This is a genomic window from Acidovorax sp. GW821-FHT09B03 (assembly GCF_059418305.1).
Window position 1 is genome coordinate 47262 of the sequence record NZ_JBWKPP010000005.1, and the last position, 22659, is coordinate 69920.

A 22659-nucleotide genomic window follows, 5' to 3' on the forward strand; every position below is an offset into this window, starting at 1 on the left:
AACTCTGCGCACGCGGCGAAAGAGGGGAAAAACCTACTCTTCGTTTCATGGGTAACGGCGGAAAGGCGCCAAGCCCAAAAGCCCTGATCTACCCCTTAACTACCCGCCTACTGCCATGACCTCACACACTCCAACCCTGACTGCCCTGGCCCTCGTATCGGTACTGCTCACTGCCTGCGGCGGTGGTGGCGGTGGCGGTGGAAGCGGCAGTTTCAGCAGCACCAGCAGCAATGAAGTCGTCGCCGCCGTCGTCGATGCCGATCCCAGCACCGAGCCCGGTGTTCTGACGGTCACCGATGCAACCATCCCCAGCCTGAACGGGGTCTATGGCAACGGCCAGCTCACGCTGAGCGAGGTGTACTACCAGGAAGCCATGGGCGCAAAGCCCGCCACCTGCGCCTACAAGTTCATGGGTGCCGACAAGGTGGATGCCACCGCCACGGCCGGCGCTACCACCAACACGGTGGTGGACGTGACCACCACGCCTGTTTCCATTGTCGGTACCTCCACCACGCAGGCCGCTGTGGTCGGCAACATCACGGCACCTGTCTCGCTCACCGGCGCGGCTCCTGCTGCGGTCGCCCAAGGCGTGCCTACCGCCTTCGGCAAGATCACCTACCGTCCTTCGGCCACGGGCCTGTATTTCGCGTTCCTGACCTTCAACGGCAAGGAGTACGCCAGCCTCGACTCGGTGGATACCCTGGTGGACCGCAGTGGCAACCTGGTGCGTTTCACCAGCAAGACCATGGGGGCCACCGACGGTTCCACCGATACCCTGAAGCTGACGGCCATCATTCCCCTGCACGCTACCCGCAATGCCAATTGCTGACCCGGGGGCGCAGGCGGCTCCTGCGCACATCCGGTGGTTTCCCCCTTGGCCGGTCCTGCGACTGCGACTGGTTCCGTGGCCCGCTTCCCTCTGGGAGGCGGGCTTTTTTGCGGATGCTGCCTGCCCTTTTCCGTGTAGGCGAAGGTCCTACGCACGACAGGGGCGTTGGCGCACGCCAGCGGCAAGACCCCGCTCCTACGATACCCCCACCTCCACACGACAAAGCCGCTCGCCATGAACTCCCTCCTCAAGACCTGTTCTGCCATCGCCGCTGCCAGCGCGCTGCTTGTCGCCTGCGGTGGGGGCAACAGCGACGAACCCACACCCAGCAACGAGCCGGGGGTGCTCACGGTGACGAATGCCTCCCTGTCCGGACTCAACGGCGTGTACGGCAACGGTGCGCTCAACCTGACCGAGGTCGACAAGAAGAACCCGATTGGTTCCGTGCCCGAGCTGTGCACCTTCCGCTTCGATGGCGCGAACAAGGTCGGTTCGACCGAAACGGCCTTTGGTGACGTGCGCTACCGCCCGGATGCCACCGGCCTGCACCAGATCTTCGTGACCTTTGCCGGCAAGGAGTACAGCAACGGCGACACCGTGGACACGGTGGTCGCACGTGACAGCAACCAGGTGCGCCTGACCAGCAAGACGCTTACGGCCACCGATGGTTCCGCCAACACCCTGCGGGTCAGCGGCGTGGTACCCATGCGCCCCAACCGCCCGCTGGGCTGCTGACGCACCAGCGATCGCCCTCGCGGCCTGAGCCGCCCTGCTTCAACCTGTTTCCCCCCTCGGCCGGCGAGTCCGCTCCACCCGGTCATTGGCCCCGCCCATCCTGGAGATGGACGGGGTCTCTTTTTTGCTGCATCGCCGTCACAATGGCGTGGCTCTCCCCTCGCCATCCCCCATGCCGCCTTCGTCCCCTTCGCTATCGCCCCAGGTGGTGTGGCTGCACCCCGAGGCACCACCCAAGCCCGCCGAGGGCGCGCCCTGCAACGGCTGCGGTCTGTGCTGCCTGGCCGAGCCTTGCCCGGTGGGGGTGCTGGTGTCGCGCCGGCGCACTGGTGCGTGCGCGGCATTGCGCTGGAGCGATGGCGAGGGCCGCTACCTGTGCGGCATGGTGTCCGACCCGGGCGGGGTGACGGGTATCCGCCATCCCTGGCTGGTGCGCGCCATCGGCGCCTGGGCCCGGCGCTCAATTGCCGCCGGGGTGGGGTGCGATGCGCAACTGGATGCAGAAGCCCCGCCCCGCTGAGGGCGCCCCGCGGTCTACCCGGTATCACCCCCTGCGCGCCAGGTGGATGCCTGCCAGCATGCAGCGCACCGATCCACCCGCGAGCTCGATGGTGGGCACCGCCAGCGGCAGCAGGGCGGCGCTGCGCTCGATCACGGCTTTCTGCGCTGCAGTGAGACTGGCTGCTGCGCGTGCCGACAGGGCCAGCACCCGGCCCTCTTTGCCTGTGAGCTCCAGCGCATTGCCCGCGAACTCGCCGATCTGCTGTGCGCTCAGTTCGATCAAGGTGCGGCCGGATTCGGCCAGGCGCTCGCACACGGCTTGGCGGCGTACCGGGTCGCTGACCAGGTGGAAGCCGCCGAGCGCGAAGTCGGTGCCCACGCACAGCATCACGTTGGTGTGGTAGCACGGCATCCCCTGTGCGTCGGTCGTGGCAAAGGCCATGGGTTCGTAGTTGAAGTGGGTGCAAAAGCGCTCCAATGCCACCGGGTCGGCGCGGTTGGACTGCGCGGTGTAGGCCACGCGCGCGATGTGGTCGAGCACCATCGCGCCAGTGCCCTCGAGGAACATGCCGTCGGCCTCCAGGCCCGAGTAGTCGATCACGTCCTGCACGCGGTACTCGGCCTTGAGCATCTCGATCACGTCGGCACGCCGCTCACGCCGGCGGCTCTCGGCAAACATCGGGTACAGGGCCACATGCCCGCCCGCATGGGTCGAGAACCAGTTGTTGGGAAACACCGCGTCCGGCGTACCGCGCTCGCCCAGGTCCTCGAACAGGTGCACGCGCACGCCCGCCGCCTGCAAGCGGGCCGCGGCGGCAGTCACTTCGGCATGGGCAAGGCTGGCGATGGCGTCGGCTGCCTGGGCAGCGGGCGACTGGAAGGCGTTGTCAGCGGCGGTTTCTGGATTGGGGTGGAAGCGGTGCGGGCGCACCATCACGACGGCGGCAGGGGCTTGGGCAGAGGGTTGGGGCATGGACGGGGACGGACAGGTTTGGATGCAATCCCTGGAATTCTCGGCATGGGGAGCGCTACAGAAAAGCCATCATCCTGGTCAAAATGCGCTGAAAATTGGCATATTGCCAATGCTATGGATCACTATGGCCACTATCGACGACACCGACCGCCAAATCATCGGCATCCTGCGCACCGATGCCCGCACCCCCGTGGCCGTGTTGGCGCAGAAGCTGCGCATCTCCCGCGGCACGGTACAGAACCGCCTGCGCAAGATGCAGGAGAGCGGTGTGATCACGGGTTACACCGTGCGCCTGCGCCCCGATTCGGAACCCCAGCGCATACGCGCCTGGATGAGCATCGCGGTGGAGGGCAATGCCGCGCCCGATGTCATCCGCGCGCTGCGTGGCGAGCCGGCCGTGGACACCCTGCACAGCACCAACGGCCGCTGGGACATCGTGGCCGAGGTCCGGGCCGAGAGCCTGGAGGCCTTCGACATGGCACTGGGGCGCATCCGCCTCACGCCGGGCATCGGCAACACGGAGACCAGCATCCTGCTGTCCACCTACAAGGCCTGAGCGCATGCAGCACCCGTGGCAGGCGCCTGCGTGACACTTGCTAGGGAGTTTCCTGCATGCCCATGGCGACGGGACTGCAGTCCAATGCAAGGATCTATGTCTTCCAAGGATTCCACCATGCAGCGTCGCCGTCAGATCATCCAGTGGGGTGCCGCCGCCGCGGTCGCTCCGGCCACCCTGCTGGCCCGGGCCCAGAGTTTTCCGGCCAAGCCGATCAAGCTGGTGATCGCCTTCCCGGCGGGTGGGCCCACCGATATCACCATGCGCTCCCTGGCCGACAACGCCGGCAAGATCCTGGGCCAGCCCGTGATCGTGGAAAACAAGCCCGGCGCCGGCGGCACGCTGCCCGCCCAGCAGCTGCAGGGCTCCGCGGCCGACGGCTACACCATCGCGCAGATTCCGCTGGGCGTGTTCCGCCTGCCCTACACCACCAAGATCAGCTGGGACCCGGTCAAGGACATCAGCTACGTGCTCAACGTGACCGGCTATGCCTTCGGTCTGGTGGTCCCGGCCGATTCGCAGCTCAAGACCTGGACGCATTTCGTGGCCTGGGCCAAGGCCAATCCCGGCAAGCTCAGCTACGGATCCACCGGCACCATGACCAGCCCGCACCTGACCATGGAGCTCATCGCCCAGCAACTGGGGCTGGAGTTGCTGCACGTGCCCTACAAGGGCAGCGCCGACCTGATGCAATCCATCCTGGGCGGGCAGATCATGGCCGCGGCCGACTCCACGGGCTTTGCGCCCCAGGTCGAGGCCGGCAAGCTGCGCGTGCTCAACACCTGGGGGGCCGAGCGCCTGGCCAAGTTCCCCGATGCACCCACGCTCAAGGAACTGGGCCTCAACCTGGTGCAGAACTCGCCGTTCGGCATCGGCGCACCCAAGGGCACGCCCGACGCCGTGGTCAAGCGCCTGCACGATGCCTTCAAGAAGGCCATGGAGCAGGAGAGCTACCGCACGGCCCTGGCCCGCTACGACATGGTGCCCATGTACATGAGCACCTCGGCCTACCAGAAGTTCGCGCAGGATACCTTCGCGCGCGAAAAGGCGCTGGTGGAAAAGCTGGGCCTGGCCAAGCCGTCCTGAAGGCCGGCTCCGTCGACCTGGCCTGGGGCCGGTGCCGGGATTGCTTCGGCACCGTCAACCCATCGCGCGTGATCGCCACATGGACCCGGGCGCTGCAGGTCCTCAGCGCCTGACCAGGCGCGCCGGCAGGTGGTTGAGCCGCAGCGCCATGTTGGCCCGGCCTTCGCCGAAGTGCACCAGCCAGGCATGGGTGATGCGGCTGTTGGCCTGGCTCGCGCTCCAGAACCAGTCGGGTGGCGTGTCGGGGAACGCCTGGGTATCGATGGCCGGGTTGCGGCGCCCCGCGTCCACCAGCGTGTGCAACTCGCCGACCGTTGGCAGCCGCCAGCCAGTCTGCTGCGCGGCATGTTCGGCCGCCTCGATCTGGGTGAAGGTGCGGGGCTCGCCCGTGCAGCCCACACCGCTCCATCGCATGCCCTCGGCGCAGCGGCGCCAGGTCAGGCCGGTGCTGCGGTCATGCACTTCCTGGCCGCCGGCGCGCACGGAAAACCGGCCGGGCGTGTGCTGGGCCGTCCACAGGTACCCACCCAGGGCGCACAGGCCGAGAGCGAGCCAGGCGATGGCGAAGCGCTTGCGCCGGGCCATGTGCGCAGAGGTCGGTGCCGTCAGGCGGTCGCTGCCAGGATGCGCTGCGCCACCTGGCTGAAGCCGGCGCCGCGCTCGCCTTCGGTCACATAGCGTGGCAGGTGCACCAGTTGCGGCACGAAGCGCGCGATGTTGGCCACGCCCACGCTGTGCGCGAAGTGCTGGAACATGAGCTGGTCGTTGGTCGAGTCGCCCACATAGACCCAGCGGCCGATCTCGGCATCGAGGTCGCGGCCGAACAGCTCGCGCACGATCCAGCGCGCCCCTTCGAGCTTGTTGTGGGCGCCGAACCAGCCATTGATGTGGATGCTGCTCACCGTGGCGTTCATTCCGGCCGCGCGCATGCGCTGTACGGCGGCGTCGATGGCCTGCTGCGGCAGCTGCGTGAACTCGCTGTGGTCGATGGCGATGTCGGTCTCGCGCCCGGGCGAATCGGTGGCGCGCAGGGCCCCCGGCACCTCGCGCTCCACCTGCGCCAGCACCTCCTGCATGCGTGCGTAGTTGGTCGTGCGGGTGGGCCCGTCCTGCTGGTAGGTCTTGACCAGGGTCTGGCCCCCAGGGCCGTCCACGCGGCGCAGGGCGACGGCGCCGTTCTCGGCCACGATGGCATCCACGGGCCAGCCCAGCGCGAAGGGCTCGCTCCAGCCGACCGGCCGGCCGGTGATGGGGATGACGTGCAGGCCGGCAGCGCGCAGCGCGCCCAGGGCCTGCAGGGCGTCGGGCGTGATCGCACCGTCGGTGGTCAGCGTGTCGTCGATGTCGGTGAAGACACCGAGCAGGGGAGGGGTGGCTGCGATGTGCCAGTGGGTCAGAGGATGCATGAAGGCGGGGACAAAAAATGGGACCGGCGTAGCCGGGTCAGAACAGCAGGTCCAGGATGCGGTTGATCAAGGCGATGGCGAGGACCGTGACCACGACGTAGCCGATCGTCTGAAGGGTCCGGCGGCGGTCCTGGCGGTTGGCGGCGGTGCGGTAGATCCAGGCTGCAATGGGCGGCGCCACGATGGGGACCAGGATGGCCAGGCCCATCATCGGGATCACGACAAAGCCGCCCCAGTTGTCGGCCGTGTTCATGGTCCGCGCCGATTGGAAGACTTGGTAGGCAGGGATGGCCAGCGCAATGAACAGGGCGACCGAGGCGGCTGCCACGCTGATGTAGCGGGCCATGGCGACATACACCGCAGCACCGGCGAGGATGGCCCCCCACCATTTCAGGGCGATCCAGCGCTCGCGCTCGCGGGCCTGGTTGGCGGAGGCCGCCTTGGCCGCACGCGCCCGGGCCTCGCGGGCTTGGGCGGCGCAGTTTCCGCGTTGCTCGCACGATGCATTGGCGGCCAGGAAGCTGCGCAGCGCGTCCTGCCGGGGCTGCGCGAGCGCGGTGGCGATCGCACTGCGCTCGGATTCCCGGTCGAGCGCGTCGGACCGGATGCGCAGCCGCCCCTGCTGCTGGGCGGCGAGGAGCACCGCGCCCGCATCCTCTGCGGCACCTTGCAGCGCCGGACCGCGGCACAGGTAGGGCTGGGCCTGGTTGGGCGCCAGGGGGGCTTTGGCCTGGTAGCGGGGAGTCTCGCAGGCCATCGACCAGGCGGGTGTGGCCGCTTGGGCCGCAGCACGCTGCGGCAGCAGTTCCAGATCGAAGGGCCCCAGGGCCAGCGCCCTGCTGCCGGTGTTGTGCAGTTCCACCAGGGCGAAGACGCCGGGCGCTGGTGCCACGCCCGGGGTCGGGTTGGCGGTGGGTGCCCTGGCGTTGTCGCGCAGTGCCCAGACGCCGGGGCGCAGGGTCACCAGGCGTTCCTGCAGGCTACCGATCTCGTCAGGCAAGGGCACGCTGGCCTCGGGCAGTGCGATGCGCAGCTGGAGGGCCAGCAGGGCGTTCCACCAGGCCTTGGCGTCACGGGCGCGGGCGGTGCTGTCGGGTGATCCGACGGACTCGATGGCCTGGCCCAGGGTTTCGGTCGTCGGGGCGAAGTTCCCTGCCGGTTGCAGGCTGGCCAGCCAGCGCAGCAGCAGGGCCTGGCGCAGGGCGGCGGCCTCGCGGGGACGGCCCAATGCCTCCAGCGCCTGGGGCCAGTGCATGGATTCCACGGGCGGGTCGCCGACCGGCATGTTCAGGATGTCCTGGACGGGCGGGATTTCCGCGCGTGGCGCGGCGGGCTGCCTGGCGCCGCTGCGGGGCGGGTCTGCCACGGCCAGGGTGCAGCCCAGTCCCAGTGCGAGCACCAGCATGAAACGCCGCAGCATGCCTGCCGCCCTCCCACGGAGCGCAGGCCGTGCTGTCGAGGGCTGGGCGTGCCGCATGGGAGGGACGATGGCTGAGAGATGGCTTGGAGGAAGAGGCTCAGCTCGCGCTGCCCAGGCTCAGCCCGGCGTGTTCGCGCAGCGGATGGAAGTGGATCTTGGGGAACCGCTCCTGCGCCAGGCGCACGTCGTAGGGCGAGGTGCACAGGTAGGCCAGCGTGTCGGCCGCGTCGTGCGCCAGGCGCAGCGGGTAGGCGTCGGTGAAGGCGCGCAGGTCGGCCGCGTTGTCGGCCGTGATCCAGCGTGCGCCGGTGTACTGGCAGCCCTCCAGGCGCACGTCGGCATCGTATTCCGCCTTGAGGCGGTGCTGCACCACTTCGAACTGCAGCTGGCCCACGGCTCCGAGCAGCATGTTGCCGCCGGCATCGGGCTTGAAGACCTGGATGGCGCCTTCCTCGCCCAGCTGGGCCAGGCCCTGCTGCAGCTGCTTGGTGCGCAGCGGGTTCTTGAGCACCACGGTCATGAACATCTCGGGTGCGAAGAACGGCAGGCCGGTGAACTGCAGGTTGGCGCCATCGGTGATGGTGTCGCCGAGCTGCACGCCGCCGTGCGTGGTGAAGCCGATGATGTCGCCCGCGTAGGCCTCTTCCACCGCCTCGCGGCGCTGCGACATGAAAGTCACGACCGAGGTGGGGCGCAGCTCCTTGGCGCTGCGCTGCACCTTGAGCTTCATGCCCGGCACGTACTTGCCGGAGGCCACGCGCACGAAGGCGATGCGGTCGCGGTGGTTGGCGTCCATGTTGGCCTGCACCTTGAACACCACGCCGGCAAAGCCCTCGTCCTCGGGCTGGATGGTCTTGACCACGGGCTGCTTGTTGACCTGCAGCGTGCTCACGCGCGGGCCGGGGGGCGGCGCCATGTCCACCAGCGCATCGAGCACCTCCATCACCCCGAAGTTGTTCACCCCGGAGCCGAAGAACACGGGCGTCAGCTTGCCGGCCAGGAAGGCCTCGTGGTCCCACTCGGGCGAGGCACCCACGGCCAGTTCCATGCTTTCGAGCGCGGCGTCGAACTCGGCGCCGAAGCGCGCGCGCAGCGTGGTTTCGTCGGACAGCGGAATGGCCTCGAAGTCCTGCGGGCGGCGCTCGCTGCCGGACTCGAACACCGTCATGGTCTTGTTGCGCAGGTTGATGATGCCGCCGAAGGCCTTGCCCTGGCCCACGGGCCAAGTCATGGGGCAGCAGGGCATGCCCAGCTCGCGCTCGACCTCGTCCATGATGTCCAGCGGGTCGCGCACTTCGCGGTCCATCTTGTTCACGAAGGTGATGATGGGCGTGTCGCGCTGGCGGCAGACCTCGATCAGGCGGCGCGTCTGCGCTTCCACGCCGTTGGCCGCGTCGATCACCATCAGCGCCGAGTCGACGGCGGTGAGCACGCGGTAGGTGTCTTCCGAGAAGTCCTTGTGGCCGGGCGTGTCGAGCAGGTTGATCACATGCTCGCGGTACAGCATCTGCATGACCGAGGAGGCCACCGAGATGCCGCGCTGCTTTTCGATTTCCATCCAGTCCGAGGTGGCATGGCGGCTGGCCTTGCGGCCCTTGACGGCACCGGCGATCTGGATCGCACCCGAGAACAGCAGCAGCTTTTCGGTCAGCGTGGTCTTGCCCGCGTCGGGGTGGGAAATGATGGCAAAGGTGCGGCGGCGCCGGGTTTCGGGGGCGTAGGACACAGGGGATTCCAAGAGAGGGGGGTGGGCAGCTCGCTGCGGCAGGGGCCTACGGCAGTCGGCGCGGCAGGCGCTCACGCGCCCGAAACCGCTGATTTTACCGGGCTCGCGCCCAGGCCCCTCGGCGGCCGTATCCGAGTTGCTCCACCGCGCTTCGCGCAACCCGCGACGGATGAAACTGGCGCGGCCCAATCCAGTGCTCCCGTGCAAGGGCCTTCCCGCCGCACCGGGAGCGTCCCCCTCCCGACTTGCGCAGCGAGTCGAGAGAGGGGGAAGGCGCGAAGCGACTCAGGGGGTGTTTCAGGCCTCCTGTGCCTGGGCGTGGCGCGCGTACATCTTCTGCATGCCGCCCAGCCAGCGCTCGTAGTCCTGGCCCTTGTTGCGGAAGTACTGCGCCACCTCGGGGTGGGGTAGCACCAGGAAGCGGCCGTCCTGCATGGCGGCCAGCACGTCGCCCGCCACCTGCTCGGGCGGCAGGATGCCGTCGTGCGAGGCCGAACCCCCATCGCCCGTGACCATGGCGGTCTGCACCGACTGCGGGCACAGGCAGGCGACACCCACGCCCTTGCGGCCGTAGGCGATGCGCAGCCACTCGGCAAAGGCCACGGCCGCATGCTTGGTGACGGCGTAGGGCGCGGACTCGACGATGGTCAGCAGCCCCGCCGCCGAGGCCGTGACCAGGAAGAAACCCTCGCCGCGCTCCACCATCTCGGGCACCACGGCGCGGGCGGCCCAGACATGGGCCATGCCGTGGATGTTCCACATCGCGTCCCACAGCGGGTCTTCGAGCTCGATGCCACCTGGGCGGCCCAGGATGCCGGCGTTGGAGATGTAGGCATCGACCCGGCCGTAGCGCGCGCGCGTGGTGGCCACCAGGGCCTTGATGTCGGCCTCGCGCGCAACGTCGCAGCGCACCGCCAGGCCACCGATCTCGTCGGCCACGGCCTGGGCTGGTTCCAGGTGCAGGTCGGCGACGACCACGGCGCACGCGCCCTCCTGTGCAAAACGCCGCGCGATGCTACGGCCGATGCCGCTGGCGCCGCCGGTGACGATGATGACCTTGTCCTTCGGGTCCATGGAATGCTCCTCTTGTGTGAGGGCGCCAGTGTCGGGCGGCTTGCCGGGCGCAGCAGCCGCGCAGGTGACAAGCTCAGTCCGCCTGGCGGATGGCGGCGCAGCAAAGCTGTTCCACGCCATGGGCCCACTGCCGCATCTCCTCGGGCCCCAGCTGCAGGAGCAGAACGTAGCGCCTCCCGCCCCAGGCGGACAGGTGCAGCTTGCGAGCCAGGTCCGGGGCCGTCGTCCGGGGCAGATCGGTGCAGGCCGCCAGCACCCGGCCCCACGCGGTGACGAGTTCCTCATGCGCGCGGCGGTGGTCGCGGGGCTCGGCCATCTGCGCTTCCAGCGCCAGCATCCCGGGGTAAAAGGTCGGCAGCTCGGGCGCATCCACGCCGCAGACCAGGCGCACCAGCTGGTGGATGCGCTCCTCCCAGGGCAGGCCGGCGGGCTGCACGGCCTCGCGCTCGATGGCCGCGAGCAGGGTTTCGATGCAGTGGCGCACGTAGCCTGAGAGCAGGGCCGTCTTGTTGGGGAAGTAGTCGTAGAGCGTGCCCACGGCGATACCGGTCTCCAGCGCCACGTTGCGCGTGGTGAGCTTGTCCCAGCCGTCGCGCTGCCAAATCCGAACAAAGGCGTCGTAGATGGCCTGCACGGTAAAGCGGGCCCGCGCCTGGCGCGGCCGTTTCAAAGGCCTGGCGGCTGCGGAGGGGGTGGCGGGCGGGGCCTTCATCGGTTTCCGAACCCGCGGCAGGGCCCGGCGCCATACAGTGACCAGAGCGCCTTTTCACACCCGTACCGGAGACACACCATGACCATGCAGACCCGCCTGTTGACCGACAAGAACGCATTGAATCACACACGCACTGTGCAGTCGCCCCTGGCACCGCTGCAGCCCGGCGAGGCCCTGCTGCGCGTGGACCGCGTGGCCGTGACCACCAACAACATCACCTACGCGGCCTTCGGCGATGCCATGAAGTACTGGGATTTTTTCCCCACCGGCGAAGCGGGCTGGGGCCACATGCCGGTCTGGGGCTTTGCCGAGGTCGTGGCCTCCGATGTCGAGGGCGTGGCCGTGGGCGAGCGCTTCTACGGCTACTGGCCGATTGCCAGCCACTTGCGCATGCAGCCTGTGCGCGTGACGGCGCGGGGCTTCTACGACGGCGCGGAGCACCGCCAGGGCCTCACCTCGGCCTACAACCAGTACACGCGCACCAGCGCCGACCCGGCCTACCGCGTAGCCGACGAGAACTGGCAGATGCTGGTGCGCCCGCTGTTCATCACCTCGTTCATGCTGGCGGACTTCCTCTCGGACAACGCATTTTTCGGTGCGAAGCGCCTGGTGTTCTCCAGCGCATCGAGCAAGACGGCCTTCGGCACCGCGTTCTGCCTGCAGGGGCAGGAGGGCATCGAGCGGGTGGCGCTCACCTCGCCACGCAACAGCGCCTTCGTGCAAGGCCTGGGCTGCTACGAGCGCACGGTGGCCTATGGCGAGCTGGAGGCGCTGGAGACGAGCGTGCCCACGCTGTACGTGGACTTTTCGGGCGACGAGGGCCTGCGCGCGCGGGTACACCACCACCTGGGCGCTGCCCTGGTCTACGACTGCTATGCGGGTTCGGCGCAGAACACGCAGTTCCTGCGCGATACCGCCTTGCCCGGGCCGGCCCCGGCGTTCTACTTCGCGCCGGTGCAGATCCGAAAGCGCAATGCCGACTGGGGGCCGGAGGTGGTGAACCAGAAATTCAACGCCGCGCAGCGCGCCTTCATCGAGCGCATCAGCGACGCCCGCCAGCCCTGGATGCGGGTGCAGGAGCACGCGGGCTTTGCCGCTGCGCAGGCGCTGGTGGAGGACCTGCATGCCGGACGCATCGATCCGCAGCTGGGACATGTCGTCACGCTGTAGACGTGGCATGCCGCGTGCTTTTACTTATAATGCGCGCATCCGAGGAGCGTTGCAGCGTCCCCAGCACTGGCGGGGCGTGAGGCTCGGAGTCATCTAGCAACGACGCTCATCCACTTCTCGTGTGGTGAGTGAGCCTTCCGTCTCATCCCCGCGCTGAACGTGGTCTTTCAAACATGCTTTGGAGCACACCACCATGAACGCACGCGTCAACGCCCCGGTCGTCAACACCGACTGCATCATTGCCGACATCGGCCTGGCCGCCTGGGGCCGCAAGGAAATCCGCATCGCCGAAACGGAGATGCCCGGCCTGATGGCCATCCGCGAGGAATTCGCCGCCCAGAAGGCCTTGAAGGGCGCCCGCATCACCGGCAGCCTGCACATGACCATCCAGACCGCCGTGCTGATCGAAACGCTGCAGGCCCTGGGTGCCGACGTGCGCTGGGCTTCGTGCAACATCTTCTCCACGCAGGACCATGCCGCCGCGGCCATCGCCGCCACCGGCACGCCGGTGTTCGCCATCAAGGGTGAAACCCTGGCCGAGTACTGGGACTACACCCACCGCATCTTCGACTTCGGCCCTGCCGGCAGCGAAGGTGAAGGCCCCAACCTGATCCTGGACGACGGTGGCGATGCCACGCTGCTGATGCACCTGGGCCAGCGCGCCGAGAAGGACGCCTCGCTGCTGGACAATCCCACCAGCGAAGAAGAAACCTGCCTGTACGCATCGATCAAGGCCAAGCTGGCCGTGGACCCGACCTGGTACACCCGCAAGAGCGCCCAGATCATCGGCGTGACCGAAGAAACCACGACCGGCGTGCACCGCCTCAAGGAAATGTCCGCCAAGGGCACGCTGCTGTTCCGCGCGATCAACGTCAACGACTCGGTGACCAAGAGCAAGTTCGACAACCTGTACGGCTGCCGTGAATCGCTGGTGGACGGCATCAAGCGCGCCACCGACGTGATGATCGCCGGCAAGGTGGCCTGCGTGGCCGGCTACGGCGACGTGGGCAAGGGCAGTGCCCAGGCCCTGCGCGCGCTGTCGGCCCAGGTCTGGGTGACCGAGATCGACCCCATCAACGCCCTGCAGGCCGCGATGGAAGGCTACAAGGTCGTGACCATGGAGTACGCTGCCGACAAGGCCGACATCTTCGTGACCACCACCGGCAACAAGGACGTGATCACCCACGAGCACATGAAGGCCATGAAGGACCAGGCCATCGTCTGCAACATCGGCCACTTCGACAACGAGATCCAGGTCGCCACGCTCGAACAGTACGAGTGGGAAGAGATCAAGCCCCAGGTGGACCATGTGATCTTCCCGGACGGCAAGCGCATCATCCTGCTGGCCAAGGGCCGCCTGGTGAACCTGGGCTGCGGCACGGGCCACCCGAGCTTTGTGATGTCCAGCTCGTTCGCCAACCAGACCATCGCCCAGATCGAGCTGTTCATGCACAAGGACCGCTACGAGAACGGCCAGGTCTATGTGCTGCCCAAGCACCTCGACGAAAAGGTCGCACGCCTGCACCTGAAGAAGGTCGGCGCCATGCTGACCGAACTCTCCGACGAACAGGCCGCCTACATCGGCGTGTCCAAGCAAGGCCCTTACAAGCCCGACACCTACCGCTACTGATCAGCGGTCGCCGCCGGCCGCTCTTTCCCAGGGGGAAGGGCGCCGGTGGCGCAGAACACCTTGGTGCCCTTGGGGCCATGAAATCCATTGCCTCCCGGCGAGAGAGTGACGCATGCGTGCAGATGTTTTTTTGGTGGAATTCGGCCATGCGGCCACGCGCTCGCAGGCGCAGCGGCTGATCGCGGCCGGGGTGGAGTGGCGCCTGTCGCCGCTCGCACCCTGGCAGAAGGTGGCCAAGAACGGTGACGACATTCCGTCGGTGGCCGAGCTGCGGCTGCTCGATGACTCCGAGGCGAAGTACCTCTCGCGCGGCGGCCTCAAGCTTGAGGGCGCGCTCGCCGCCACCAAGCTGTCCGTTAAGGGGCTGCGCTGCCTGGACGTGGGCCAGAGCACCGGGGGCTTCACCGACTGCCTGCTGCAGCAGGGCGCTGCCCAGGTGATCGGCGTGGACGTGGGGCAAGGCCAGTTGCATGAGCGGCTGCGCAACGACCCGCGTGTGGTGGGCGTGGAAGGGCTCAATGCCCGCGCCATGACAGCCGATTCGCTGCAGGAAGCCTGCGAGGAGGCCCTGTCCGAGCATGTGGAAACAGATATCGACGACAACGACACCCAGCCCGTGGCCCCCTATGCCTGGATGCGCAATGGCGGTGAAGTGGACGACGGGTACGACGACAGCGACGATGCCAAGGAACAGGACGTGGAGGCCTTCAAGGCCGAGCGCGTCGCCAAGGCGCGCGCGCGGGCTGAAGGCATCGTGCGCACGGTGCGCCGCCGCAGGGCGGGGCGGGAGCAGGTGGACATCACGCCCACCTTCGATCTGGTCACCGGTGACCTGTCGTTCATCTCGCTCACCCTCGTGCTGCCCGCGCTGGTGCCACTGTTGGCGCCGGGTGGGCAGTTGCTGATGCTGGTCAAGCCGCAGTTCGAGCTGCAACCCGGCCAGGTCGGCAAGGGCGGCATCGTGCGCGACGAATCCCTGTATGCGGTGGTCGAGCAGCGCATCCGCGACTGCTGCGCCGGCCTGGGCCTCGCGGTACAGGCCTGGCTGGAAAGCCCCATCGGCGGTGGCGACGGCAACCGTGAATTCTTTGTTTTTGCGAGGAGGGCCGCATGAACGCAGCCAAGGCACAGGCCACTGGCTTTCCGGTGAGCCTCGAATTCTTTCCGCCCAAGACACCTGCGGGCGCCGACAAGCTGCGCGCCGAGCGCCAGCAGCTGTATGTGCTGAGCCCAGAGTTCTGCTCCGTCACCTACGGTGCCGGCGGCTCCACGCAGGAGGGCACTTTCGGCACCGTGCGCGAGATCCTGGCCGAGAGCGTGCCAGCGGCCTCGCACTTCTCTTGCATCGGCGCCACACGCGCATCGGTGCGCGAGCAGCTGGACCAGCTCAAGGCCATGGGCGTCAAGCGCCTGGTGGCCTTGCGTGGTGACCTGCCCAGCGGCTATGGCGCGGGCGGCGAGTTCCAGTACGCCAGCGACCTGGTGGCCTTCATCCGGGCCGAGACCGGGCGCGACTTCCATATCGAAGTGGCCGCCTACCCCGAGGTGCATCCCCAGGCCCGCTCACCCGAAGCCGACCTCAAGGCCTACCTGGCCAAGGTGCAGGCAGGCGCCGACGCGGCCATCACCCAGTACTTCTACAACGCGGATGCCTATTTCCGCTTCGTGGACGACGTGCAGGCCCTGGGCGCCAGCATCCCTGTGGTGCCGGGCATCATGCCGATCACCAGCTCTACCCAGCTCTTGCGCTTCTCGGATGCCTGCGGCGCCGAAATCCCGCGCTGGATCCGCCTGCGCCTGCAGGCTTTCGGGGACGATATGGCGAGCATCAAAGCCTTCGGCCTCGACGTGGTGACGGATCTGTGCGACCGGCTGCGCAGTGCAGGCGTGCCTGCATTGCACTTCTACACCATGAACCAAAGCGCCGCCACCCTCGAAATTTGCCGCCGCCTGGTGTTGTGAGCGGCGTCCAACGGTAATATTCACACCCTTTGTTTCATTTTTTCTGGTGCGCCATGAAGGTTGTATTTGCCGTGATGCTGGCCCTGCTGGGGGCCTTGGGTGCATCGAGCGTGGGGGCGCAGACGCGCTACCACTGCCGCGATGCCAATGGGAATGACTATTCCCTGTCGCGTCCGTGCCCGAGTGGAAGCACCACGCGAACTGTGGAAGCGGGCCCTGCCCAGCCAACCTATTCCTACAGCCAACCCTCCCGCTCCACCGTGGTGCGCACGGCGCCCGATGTGCCGGACCACTACAGCTACATGAGCGGGCGCTGCCGCTCGCTGGACGAAAACATCCGCAATGCCTACTCGCGCAAGATCGCACCGGATGTGGTGCAGGGCATGCGCAATGAATACCGCCGCGACTGTGCACAGGAAGAGCGTGATGCGTCCGATCGCTTCTACCAGGAGCGGCGCGACGGGGACAGGCAGCGCCGCGATGAGGAAAAATCTGCCCAGATGGCGGCCCAGTCGGCCCGTGAGATGGATGCCCGCCAGGCCCAGCAGTGCGCTGAGTCGCAGCGTATCCTGAACAACAAGAAAGCCCGTACCGACCTCACCGAAGGGGAGCGGGCCGACCTCAAGCGCTTTGAAGAGGCGTTTCTTGCGCGCTGCAAGCGCTGATCTTTCGCGAGCAATTGCCTGCGCGCTGGTGGCCTGCTGCCTGCTGTGGTGGCCAGCGGCATGGGGCGAGGAAGCGGGTGTGCGTCTGGATGGCGCCACGGGCAGCGACCTCAGGGTGCCGCCGGACCCCGCCGAGACCCTGCCATTGCGCCCCGGGGCCGTGGGGGTGCAGGGATTGACCCGCCCCAGCCTGTCGGCGGATGTGGCGGACATGGATGAAGATGAGGACGACGACGCCCTCGGTGCGGACGAGGGCCCCCTGGAAACGGGCCTGGCCTCCTGGTATGGCCAGCGCTTCCACCGGCGGCGCACGGCCAGCGGCGAGTTGTTCGACATGAATGCGATGACGGCGGCGCACCGCACGCTGGCCTTTGGCACCCGCATCTGCGTGCGGGACCGGGAAACGGGCAAGGGCGTGGTGGTGCGGGTCAACGACCGGGGCCCGCACGTGGCCAACCGCATCGTCGACCTGAGCCGTGGTGCGGCCTTGGCCCTGGGGGTGCAAGGGGGGCTCAAGCCCGTGGATGTGTTCCCTGTGGGTGGCGATGCCGTCACCTGCCCACCCGCTCCCCTCGATAACCTTCCGCAGCGCTTTGCCCTGCCTGCGGCCCGCGAAACGCAGGCGCCAGCGGCCAACGCGCGCCGCAGCCGTGCGGCTGCGCCGCGCCTGCTGCGTTCCCCCTGAGCGTTGCGAGCGCCGCCGTGGCAGCCGTCCTGCTTATCCGCCGGACTCCAGGGTGTGCGTCGCGTTCCGGTCCTGCGCCAGCAGCTCCGCCATCTGCGGCAGGGCGTCCTTGAGCGCCGCCTTGAGCGTGAAGGGTGGGTTGATCAGGAACATGCCGCTGGCCGGCAGGCCGGGGCGCTTGGTGTCGCCGCTCGCGGTTTCGGTCATCTTGCTGGACTTGACGGTCAGCGTGGCATGCAGCCAGCTTTTCCCCGCCTTGGTGGCCAGGGTCTTCAGGCGGCGCGGCAGGTCATGGGCTTCGGGGCGCGGGATGATCGGGTACCAGAAGGCATAGGTGCCGGTGGCAAAGCGCTTGAGCGAATCCGCCGCCATGTCGAGCACCTTGCCGTAGTCATTTTTCATCTCGTAGCTGGGGTCGCACAGCACCAGCGCGCGCCGGGCCGGCGGAGGCAGGAATTTCTTGATGCCCTCGAACCCGTCCTCGTGCAGCACCGCCACCTGTCGCCCGGCTTCGAGCTGGGCCACGTTGCCGGCGAGTGCGCGCAGGTCGGTGGGGTGCAGCTCGAACAGCTTGAGCTTGTCATGGTCGCGCAGCAGGCGCTGGATGATGAAGGGCGAGCCCGGGTAGACGCGTGTGGCCGCCCCCTGGTTGAAGGCGCGCACCATGTCCACATAGGCCTGCAAGGCGGGTTTGAGCGCGGGTGCCCCGGGTGCGACCAGCCGGGCGATGCCGTCGGCGGACTCGGCGCTGGTATTGGCATAGTCGCCGTCCAGCCGGTACAGGCCTGCGCCTGCATGGGTGTCCAGCACGGTCAGGGCCGCGTCTTTCTCGGTAAGGTGCTGCAAGGTGGCAATCAGCACCGTGTGCTTGAGCACGTCGGCGTGGTTGCCTGCATGGAAGGCGTGGCGGTAACTGAACATGCCCCAATGGTAACGATTGTCAGCGCCTGGACCGATATTTCGGCGCTGGCCGCCGGATCAGATGGCCCCACTCCCGTCAATTGGGTCTTTCAGGCGCCACAGGTGGCATGGACAATGCAGTACAGGGCAGAATTGCGTGCTGGGAGGTTCCTGCGTGACGTTTTTGGCAGATATGTGGCTTTTTGTTTCAATGCCACCGGCTGTCATGCATCATGATCGCAGGTGCCGCGGGACGGCCCCTCTCAGCGGTTTCCTGCCCCCCGTCCCGGCGGCCTGTCCGCCCAGCCTTTTCGCACAATGACCGAAACCTCTGTTCCTGCTCCTGCCAGCGCCGTCAGCCATGTCGATGCGCTGCCGCCTGGAACGCGGCTGGCCGAGTTCGAAATCCTGGCCTTGCTGGGCGTGGGTGGTTTCGGCATGGTCTACAAGGCCTTCGACCATTCGCTGCACCGGGCGGTGGCGATCAAGGAGTACATGCCTTCGGCGCTGGCCGGGCGTGCCCAGGGTCAGTCGCTGTGGGTGCGTTCCTCGTCGGACCAGCAGACCTTCCACGCCGGCCTCGAATCCTTTGTGGGCGAGGCCCGCCTGCTGGCGCAGTTCGACCACCCCTCGCTGGTCAAGGTGTTCCGCTTCTGGGAGGCCAACAACACCGCCTACATGGTCATGCCCCTGTATTCCGGCATGACCTTCAAGCAGGCGCGCGCCCAGATGCGCACGCCGCCCACCGAGGAATGGCTGCGCAAGTTGCTGTGGTCGGTGCTGGGGGCCCTGCGCGTGCTGCACGACGGCAAGACCCTGCACCGTGACATCTCGCCGGACAACATCTTCCTGCAGGACAGCGGGCCACCGGTGCTGCTGGACCTGGGCGCGGCGCGCCATGCGATCAACGACAAGGACCACAAGCACACCGCCGTGCTGAAGGTGAACTACGCACCCATCGAGCAGTATTCCGAAGGTGACGACGACCTGCGCCAGGGGCCCTGGAGCGACCTGTACTCGCTGGCGGCCGTGGTGCACGGCTGCCTGTGCAACGACACGCCCCTGCCGGCCACCCTGCGCTCCATCAAGGACCGCATGGTGCCGTTCTCGCGGGTGGCCAAGACCGTCAAGAAGCAACTGGGGGTCGAGTATTCGCCGGCCTTCGTGGCCGCGGTCTCGCAGGCGCTGTCGCTCAGGCCGGAGGACCGGCCCCAGAGCATCGACGCCTTCCTGCAACTGATGGAGATGACCAGCCCCCCTGAGGGGGTGGAGCATTTCGACTTCCGCGCCGACCTGGGCGATATCTGGGTGGAGCCTGCCGACCAGCCCGGTCCCGGCCTGCTGACCCCGACGGTGGACGTGACGGCGGCCCCTGCCATCGTGGCCCAGATCGAGGCCCAGGTGAACAAGGCGCTGGAGGCGAAAGCCGAGGAGGCCCAGGCCGAGGAATACCCCGATACCGTGCAGCGGGGCGCGGCCGACACCGTCTTCATGGACCCCGTGGACACGCAGGTCCTCGAGGTGCCCATGCCCGGCGCGGACCGCAAGACTGCGCGCCACGGCCGTGGCGATTCCAGCGGCGCTGCGGGCCGGGTGCGCGCGGCCCTCACGGAGTCCGAGCGTGCCAGCGCAGCCCTGGCGGCGCGCGCCGACCGGCGTTCGAGTCGCATGCCGGTGTGGCTGGTGCTGGGTGCGGCCGGGTTGGCCGTGGCGGCTGCCGGGGTCTGGTGGTCGCAAGGCCGTGGTCCGAAAGCAGCCCCCGTGGACGACATCATCACCGAGATGGCCGAGCCGGCGCCCGCTGCGTCCGAGGCGGTGGCGGTTCTGGTGCCCGCATCGGAGCCCGCAACCACCGTGGCCAGCGCGCCTCTGGGGGCCACGCCGACGGTGGCCGAGGCTGCATCGGCGGCTGCGGCGGCCAAGCCCGTGCCCAAGCCGAAACGCGCCGTGGCCTCCGAGTCTGCGCCTGCGCCCGTCGTGGTCCATGAGGAGCCGCCACCGGCGCCACCGCCACCGCCACCGGTGGAGCGCCCCCGTCCCGCGCCGGTGCGCGTGCCGTCGCCGCAGGAGACCTGTGCCGACGCCAGCTTCCTGGCCCGTCCCATGTGCATCCACAACGAATGCCAGAAGCCGTCCCAGGCTGGATCCGCCATTTGCGTGGAGAACAAGCGCCGCTACGACGCCGAAGAGGCGCGCCGCCGCCAGTCGCCCTGAGCCTTCCCGGCGTGGAGCCGGGCGCCTTGCGCGGCTTTCGCAAGGCATGGCTTGCGCCGCAGGCTTGGTAATTCGTATAATCGAGGGCTTCGCAGCGCTTTGTGGTCCCGCGGCGAGGAATTTCATGCCACCTAAGAGGCTTCCTTCAGAGAAGCACCGACCGTGGAAAAGGACCCGCCAAACCCTCTTCAAAGAGAAAACTCATGACTACTACTTTCAGCGCCAAGCCCGCTGAGGTCGTGCACGAGTGGTTTGTGATTGACGCGACCAACAAGGTCCTCGGACGAGTAGCCAGCGAAGTTGCTCTCCGTTTGCGCGGCAAACACAAGGCCATTTACACGCCTCACGTCGACACCGGTGACTTCATCGTCATCATCAATGCCGCCCAGCTCAAGGTCACCGGCACCAAGTCCCTGGACAAGGTGTACTACCGCCATTCGGGTTACCCCGGCGGTATCACGGCCACGAACTTCCGCGACATGCAAGCCAAGCACCCCGGCCGCGCGCTGGAGAAGGCCGTCAAGGGCATGCTGCCCAAGGGTCCCCTGGGCTACGCAATGATCAAGAAACTCAAGGTGTATGGTGGTGCAGAGCATCCCCACACCGCCCAGCAGCCCAAGGCTCTGGAAATCTAAGGAGCCTTGAGATGATTGGTGAATGGAACAATGGCACCGGCCGTCGCAAGTCCAGCGTCGCCCGCGTGTTTCTGAAAAAAGGCACTGGCAAGATCACGGTAAACGGCAAGGACATCCAGTCCTACTTCGGCCGCGAAACCTCGATCATGATCGCCAAGCAGCCCCTGGCACTGACGAACCATGTCGAAACCTTCGACATCCAGATCAATGTGCACGGTGGCGGTGAATCCGGCCAGGCTGGCGCTGCCCGCCATGGCATCACCCGCGCCCTGATCGACTACGACGCGACGCTCAAGCCCGCACTGAGCCAAGCCGGCTTCGTGACGCGCGATGCCCGCGAAGTGGAACGTAAGAAGGTCGGTCTGCACTCTGCACGCCGCGCCAAGCAGTTCTCCAAGCGTTAAGCCTGGGCTGCCCTGCAAAAAAACCGCCTTCGGGCGGTTTTTTCGTTTAAGGTGCGCTCTTCGTTTTCGAGCACCCGTTTCCGCCTCCCATGCGTTTGCGCCTTCTTCGCCGCCGGCTGACCATCAGTGCCCCCCGTGTGGCCATCCGCAGCGCCATGCCCTGGCCTGTGCGCTGGCTGCTGCTGGCGGTGGTTTTCGGCTTGTGCGCCGCCGTGGCGCTATGGGCCTTCGAGTTCGGCAAGTCCATCGCCGGGCTCGATTCCGGCGCCCGCGAGGAGCTGGTGCGGCTGCGCGGCGAGGTGGCACGGCTGGTGGAGGAGACGCAGCGCCAGCATGCCGTCTCGCAGACGGCCGAGAGCATCCTCACCGCCGACCGGGCCACCCTGCAGACCCTGATGGCCCAGGTACGGCAGCTCGAGGCCGAGAACCGCACGCTGCGCGAGGACCTCGGGTTCTTCGAGCGCCTCATCCCGGCAGGCTCCACGGAGGGCGTGGCCATTCGCGGCCTGCACGCCGAAACCGTGGGCGGCATGCAGTTGCGCTGGCAGGTGCTGGTGATCCAGGCCGCGCGCAACGCGCCGGAGTTCAATGGCAAGCTGGAACTGGTGCTGGCGGGAACGCAGGACGGCAAGCCCTGGACGCAGACCTTTCCTCAGGGCGCAGCCCTGCAGCTGCGCCAGTACCGGCGCCTGGAGGGGATGTTGACCCTGCCACCCGATGCCGTGGTAAAAACCGTGACCGCGCGGGTGCTGGATGGCAGCACCCTGCGCACCTCCCAGACCATGGCCCTGGCGGCGGAATAGCCGCCACCTGCCGTCGCCCGCCACCTTGTGTGCGGAGCGGGCAGAAAGCCAGGGTTCTGCCTTTCATTTTTGCTGCGGATGGACCGACCGCCTGCCGACGCCCCTGGCGCCTGCGGGCCGCCATCCCTGACCCAGGAGTTTTGCCCATGTTTTCCCGAAAGAAGCAGCCCCCGATCAAGAGCCTGGTGGCCCATGGCACCCGCATCGACGGCAATGTGCTGTTTGGCGAGGGGATGCGCATCGATGGCGAGGTGGTGGGCGACATCCGCTCGGGCACCGAGCAGCCCAGCATCCTGGTGATCTCCGAATCAGCGCGTGTCGAGGGGGCAGTGCATGCCGACCACGTGATCGTCAACGGCTCGGTGACCGGCCCGGTGCATGCGGCCGAGCTGCTGGAGCTGCAGCCCAAGGCGCGCATCACGGGCAACGTGCACTACAAGGCGCTGGAAATGCACCAGGGCGCCATGATCACGGGCCAGATGTGCCCGCTGGCGGTGGTGGCCGACGAAAAGCCCCCACTGCAGTTGTCGTCAAAGCCGGCAGCCCCTGAATCCCCGACTGCTTTGCAGTAGT

The 22659-nt window shown here is 67.5% G+C and carries 24 protein-coding genes and 1 riboswitch; of the genes, 16 read left to right on the forward strand and 8 right to left on the reverse strand.

What is annotated here, in order from left to right; all coding sequences use genetic code 11:
- Positions 1-115 precede the first annotated feature (115 nt).
- The 3 genes from AC07PA_RS11170 to AC07PA_RS11180 all read left to right on the forward strand — a co-directional run bounded on the left by AC07PA_RS11170 (position 116) and on the right by AC07PA_RS11180 (position 2084).
- Positions 116-829, forward strand: a complete 714-nt coding sequence (locus AC07PA_RS11170) for a hypothetical protein (RefSeq protein ID WP_494605357.1) — start codon at positions 116-118, stop codon at positions 827-829.
- A gap of 234 nt (positions 830-1063) precedes the next feature.
- Entirely contained in the window at positions 1064-1564 is a 501-nt protein-coding gene (locus tag AC07PA_RS11175) for a hypothetical protein (protein ID WP_145695929.1), read from the forward strand.
- 172 nt (positions 1565-1736) lie between these two features.
- On the forward strand, positions 1737-2084 hold the full coding sequence (locus tag AC07PA_RS11180) for a hypothetical protein (protein WP_494605359.1): 348 nt from the start codon (positions 1737-1739) through the stop codon (positions 2082-2084).
- A 24-nt stretch (positions 2085-2108) separates the two neighbouring features.
- Here the strand turns inward: AC07PA_RS11180 and ctlX are convergent, their stop codons facing one another.
- Positions 2109-3038: a citrulline utilization hydrolase CtlX gene (ctlX, locus tag AC07PA_RS11185; RefSeq protein WP_494605361.1), complete on the reverse strand. Its 930-nt coding sequence runs from the start codon at positions 3036-3038 to the stop codon at positions 2109-2111.
- Positions 3039-3162: 124 nt separating this feature from the next.
- Here ctlX and AC07PA_RS11190 point away from each other — a divergent pair, with 124 nt between their 5' ends.
- The gene (locus AC07PA_RS11190) at positions 3163-3594 is read left to right on the forward strand and encodes an Lrp/AsnC family transcriptional regulator (protein WP_007859354.1); all 432 of its coding nucleotides are present in this window, start codon (positions 3163-3165) and stop codon (positions 3592-3594) included.
- A gap of 117 nt (positions 3595-3711) precedes the next feature.
- Positions 3712-4680 carry a tripartite tricarboxylate transporter substrate binding protein gene (locus AC07PA_RS11195; RefSeq protein WP_494605364.1) on the forward strand — a complete coding sequence of 323 codons (969 nt, stop codon included), beginning with the start codon at positions 3712-3714 and terminating at the stop codon, positions 4678-4680.
- 102 nt (positions 4681-4782) lie between these two features.
- Here AC07PA_RS11195 and AC07PA_RS11200 read toward each other — a convergent pair whose 3' ends face one another.
- From AC07PA_RS11200 to AC07PA_RS11225, 6 genes are all read right to left on the reverse strand, one after another.
- Positions 4783-5265: an Lcl C-terminal domain-containing protein gene (locus tag AC07PA_RS11200; RefSeq protein WP_494605366.1), complete on the reverse strand. Its 483-nt coding sequence runs from the start codon at positions 5263-5265 to the stop codon at positions 4783-4785.
- A gap of 20 nt (positions 5266-5285) precedes the next feature.
- Positions 5286-6086: an HAD-IIB family hydrolase gene (locus AC07PA_RS11205; protein ID WP_494605368.1), complete on the reverse strand. Its 801-nt coding sequence runs from the start codon at positions 6084-6086 to the stop codon at positions 5286-5288.
- A gap of 37 nt (positions 6087-6123) precedes the next feature.
- Positions 6124-7506: a hypothetical protein gene (locus AC07PA_RS11210; protein WP_494605370.1), complete on the reverse strand. Its 1383-nt coding sequence runs from the start codon at positions 7504-7506 to the stop codon at positions 6124-6126.
- 97 nt (positions 7507-7603) lie between these two features.
- The gene (locus tag AC07PA_RS11215) at positions 7604-9232 is read right to left on the reverse strand and encodes a peptide chain release factor 3 (protein ID WP_007859347.1); all 1629 of its coding nucleotides are present in this window, start codon (positions 9230-9232) and stop codon (positions 7604-7606) included.
- A 297-nt stretch (positions 9233-9529) separates the two neighbouring features.
- Entirely contained in the window at positions 9530-10306 is a 777-nt protein-coding gene (locus tag AC07PA_RS11220) for an SDR family oxidoreductase (protein ID WP_494605372.1), read from the reverse strand.
- Between the two features lie 73 nt (positions 10307-10379).
- Positions 10380-11018, reverse strand: coding sequence for a TetR/AcrR family transcriptional regulator (locus AC07PA_RS11225; RefSeq protein WP_494605373.1), 639 nt, complete (start codon positions 11016-11018; stop codon positions 10380-10382).
- 78 nt (positions 11019-11096) lie between these two features.
- Here AC07PA_RS11225 and AC07PA_RS11230 point away from each other — a divergent pair, with 78 nt between their 5' ends.
- The 6 genes from AC07PA_RS11230 (at position 11097) to AC07PA_RS11255 (ending at position 17130) form a co-directional block, all read left to right on the forward strand.
- On the forward strand, positions 11097-12188 hold the full coding sequence (locus AC07PA_RS11230; RefSeq protein WP_494605375.1) for a DUF2855 family protein: 1092 nt from the start codon (positions 11097-11099) through the stop codon (positions 12186-12188).
- Between the two features lie 37 nt (positions 12189-12225).
- Positions 12226-12303: riboswitch (S-adenosyl-L-homocysteine riboswitch) on the forward strand.
- Between the two features lie 78 nt (positions 12304-12381).
- Positions 12382-13818 (forward strand): adenosylhomocysteinase, encoded by a 1437-nt coding sequence (gene ahcY / locus AC07PA_RS11235; protein ID WP_007859340.1) that lies wholly within the window; start codon positions 12382-12384, stop codon positions 13816-13818.
- A 112-nt stretch (positions 13819-13930) separates the two neighbouring features.
- A complete protein-coding gene (locus AC07PA_RS11240) occupies positions 13931-14932 on the forward strand; it encodes a TlyA family RNA methyltransferase (protein WP_494605377.1) in 1002 nt (333 codons plus the stop codon).
- On the forward strand, positions 14929-15780 hold the full coding sequence (metF, locus tag AC07PA_RS11245; protein ID WP_494605379.1) for a methylenetetrahydrofolate reductase [NAD(P)H]: 852 nt from the start codon (positions 14929-14931) through the stop codon (positions 15778-15780). The genes AC07PA_RS11240 and metF overlap by 4 nt, the downstream gene beginning before the upstream one ends.
- 53 nt (positions 15781-15833) lie before the next feature.
- Positions 15834-16445 (forward strand): hypothetical protein, encoded by a 612-nt coding sequence (locus AC07PA_RS11250; RefSeq protein ID WP_494605381.1) that lies wholly within the window; start codon positions 15834-15836, stop codon positions 16443-16445.
- A gap of 79 nt (positions 16446-16524) precedes the next feature.
- Positions 16525-17130: a septal ring lytic transglycosylase RlpA family protein gene (locus tag AC07PA_RS11255; protein ID WP_494605383.1), complete on the forward strand. Its 606-nt coding sequence runs from the start codon at positions 16525-16527 to the stop codon at positions 17128-17130.
- Positions 17131-17163: 33 nt separating this feature from the next.
- On the opposite strand, the gene AC07PA_RS11260 is transcribed toward AC07PA_RS11255, so the two are convergent.
- Positions 17164-18051, reverse strand: coding sequence for a 23S rRNA (adenine(2030)-N(6))-methyltransferase RlmJ (locus tag AC07PA_RS11260; RefSeq protein WP_007856952.1), 888 nt, complete (start codon positions 18049-18051; stop codon positions 17164-17166).
- Between the two features lie 297 nt (positions 18052-18348).
- Here AC07PA_RS11260 and AC07PA_RS11265 point away from each other — a divergent pair, with 297 nt between their 5' ends.
- The 5 genes from AC07PA_RS11265 (at position 18349) to AC07PA_RS11285 (ending at position 22658) form a co-directional block, all read left to right on the forward strand.
- Positions 18349-20244 carry a serine/threonine protein kinase gene (locus AC07PA_RS11265; RefSeq protein ID WP_494605385.1) on the forward strand — a complete coding sequence of 632 codons (1896 nt, stop codon included), beginning with the start codon at positions 18349-18351 and terminating at the stop codon, positions 20242-20244.
- Positions 20245-20447: 203 nt separating this feature from the next.
- Positions 20448-20879: a 50S ribosomal protein L13 gene (gene rplM, locus AC07PA_RS11270; RefSeq protein ID WP_007856954.1), complete on the forward strand. Its 432-nt coding sequence runs from the start codon at positions 20448-20450 to the stop codon at positions 20877-20879.
- Between the two features lie 11 nt (positions 20880-20890).
- Positions 20891-21283, forward strand: coding sequence for a 30S ribosomal protein S9 (gene rpsI, locus AC07PA_RS11275; protein ID WP_007856955.1), 393 nt, complete (start codon positions 20891-20893; stop codon positions 21281-21283).
- An 89-nt stretch (positions 21284-21372) separates the two neighbouring features.
- Complete coding sequence (locus tag AC07PA_RS11280) at positions 21373-22086, forward strand: DUF6776 family protein (RefSeq protein ID WP_145695912.1); 714 nt, start codon at positions 21373-21375, stop codon at positions 22084-22086.
- 146 nt (positions 22087-22232) lie between these two features.
- A complete protein-coding gene (locus AC07PA_RS11285; RefSeq protein ID WP_007856957.1) occupies positions 22233-22658 on the forward strand; it encodes a bactofilin family protein in 426 nt (141 codons plus the stop codon).
- Position 22659: the final 1 nt, after the last annotated feature.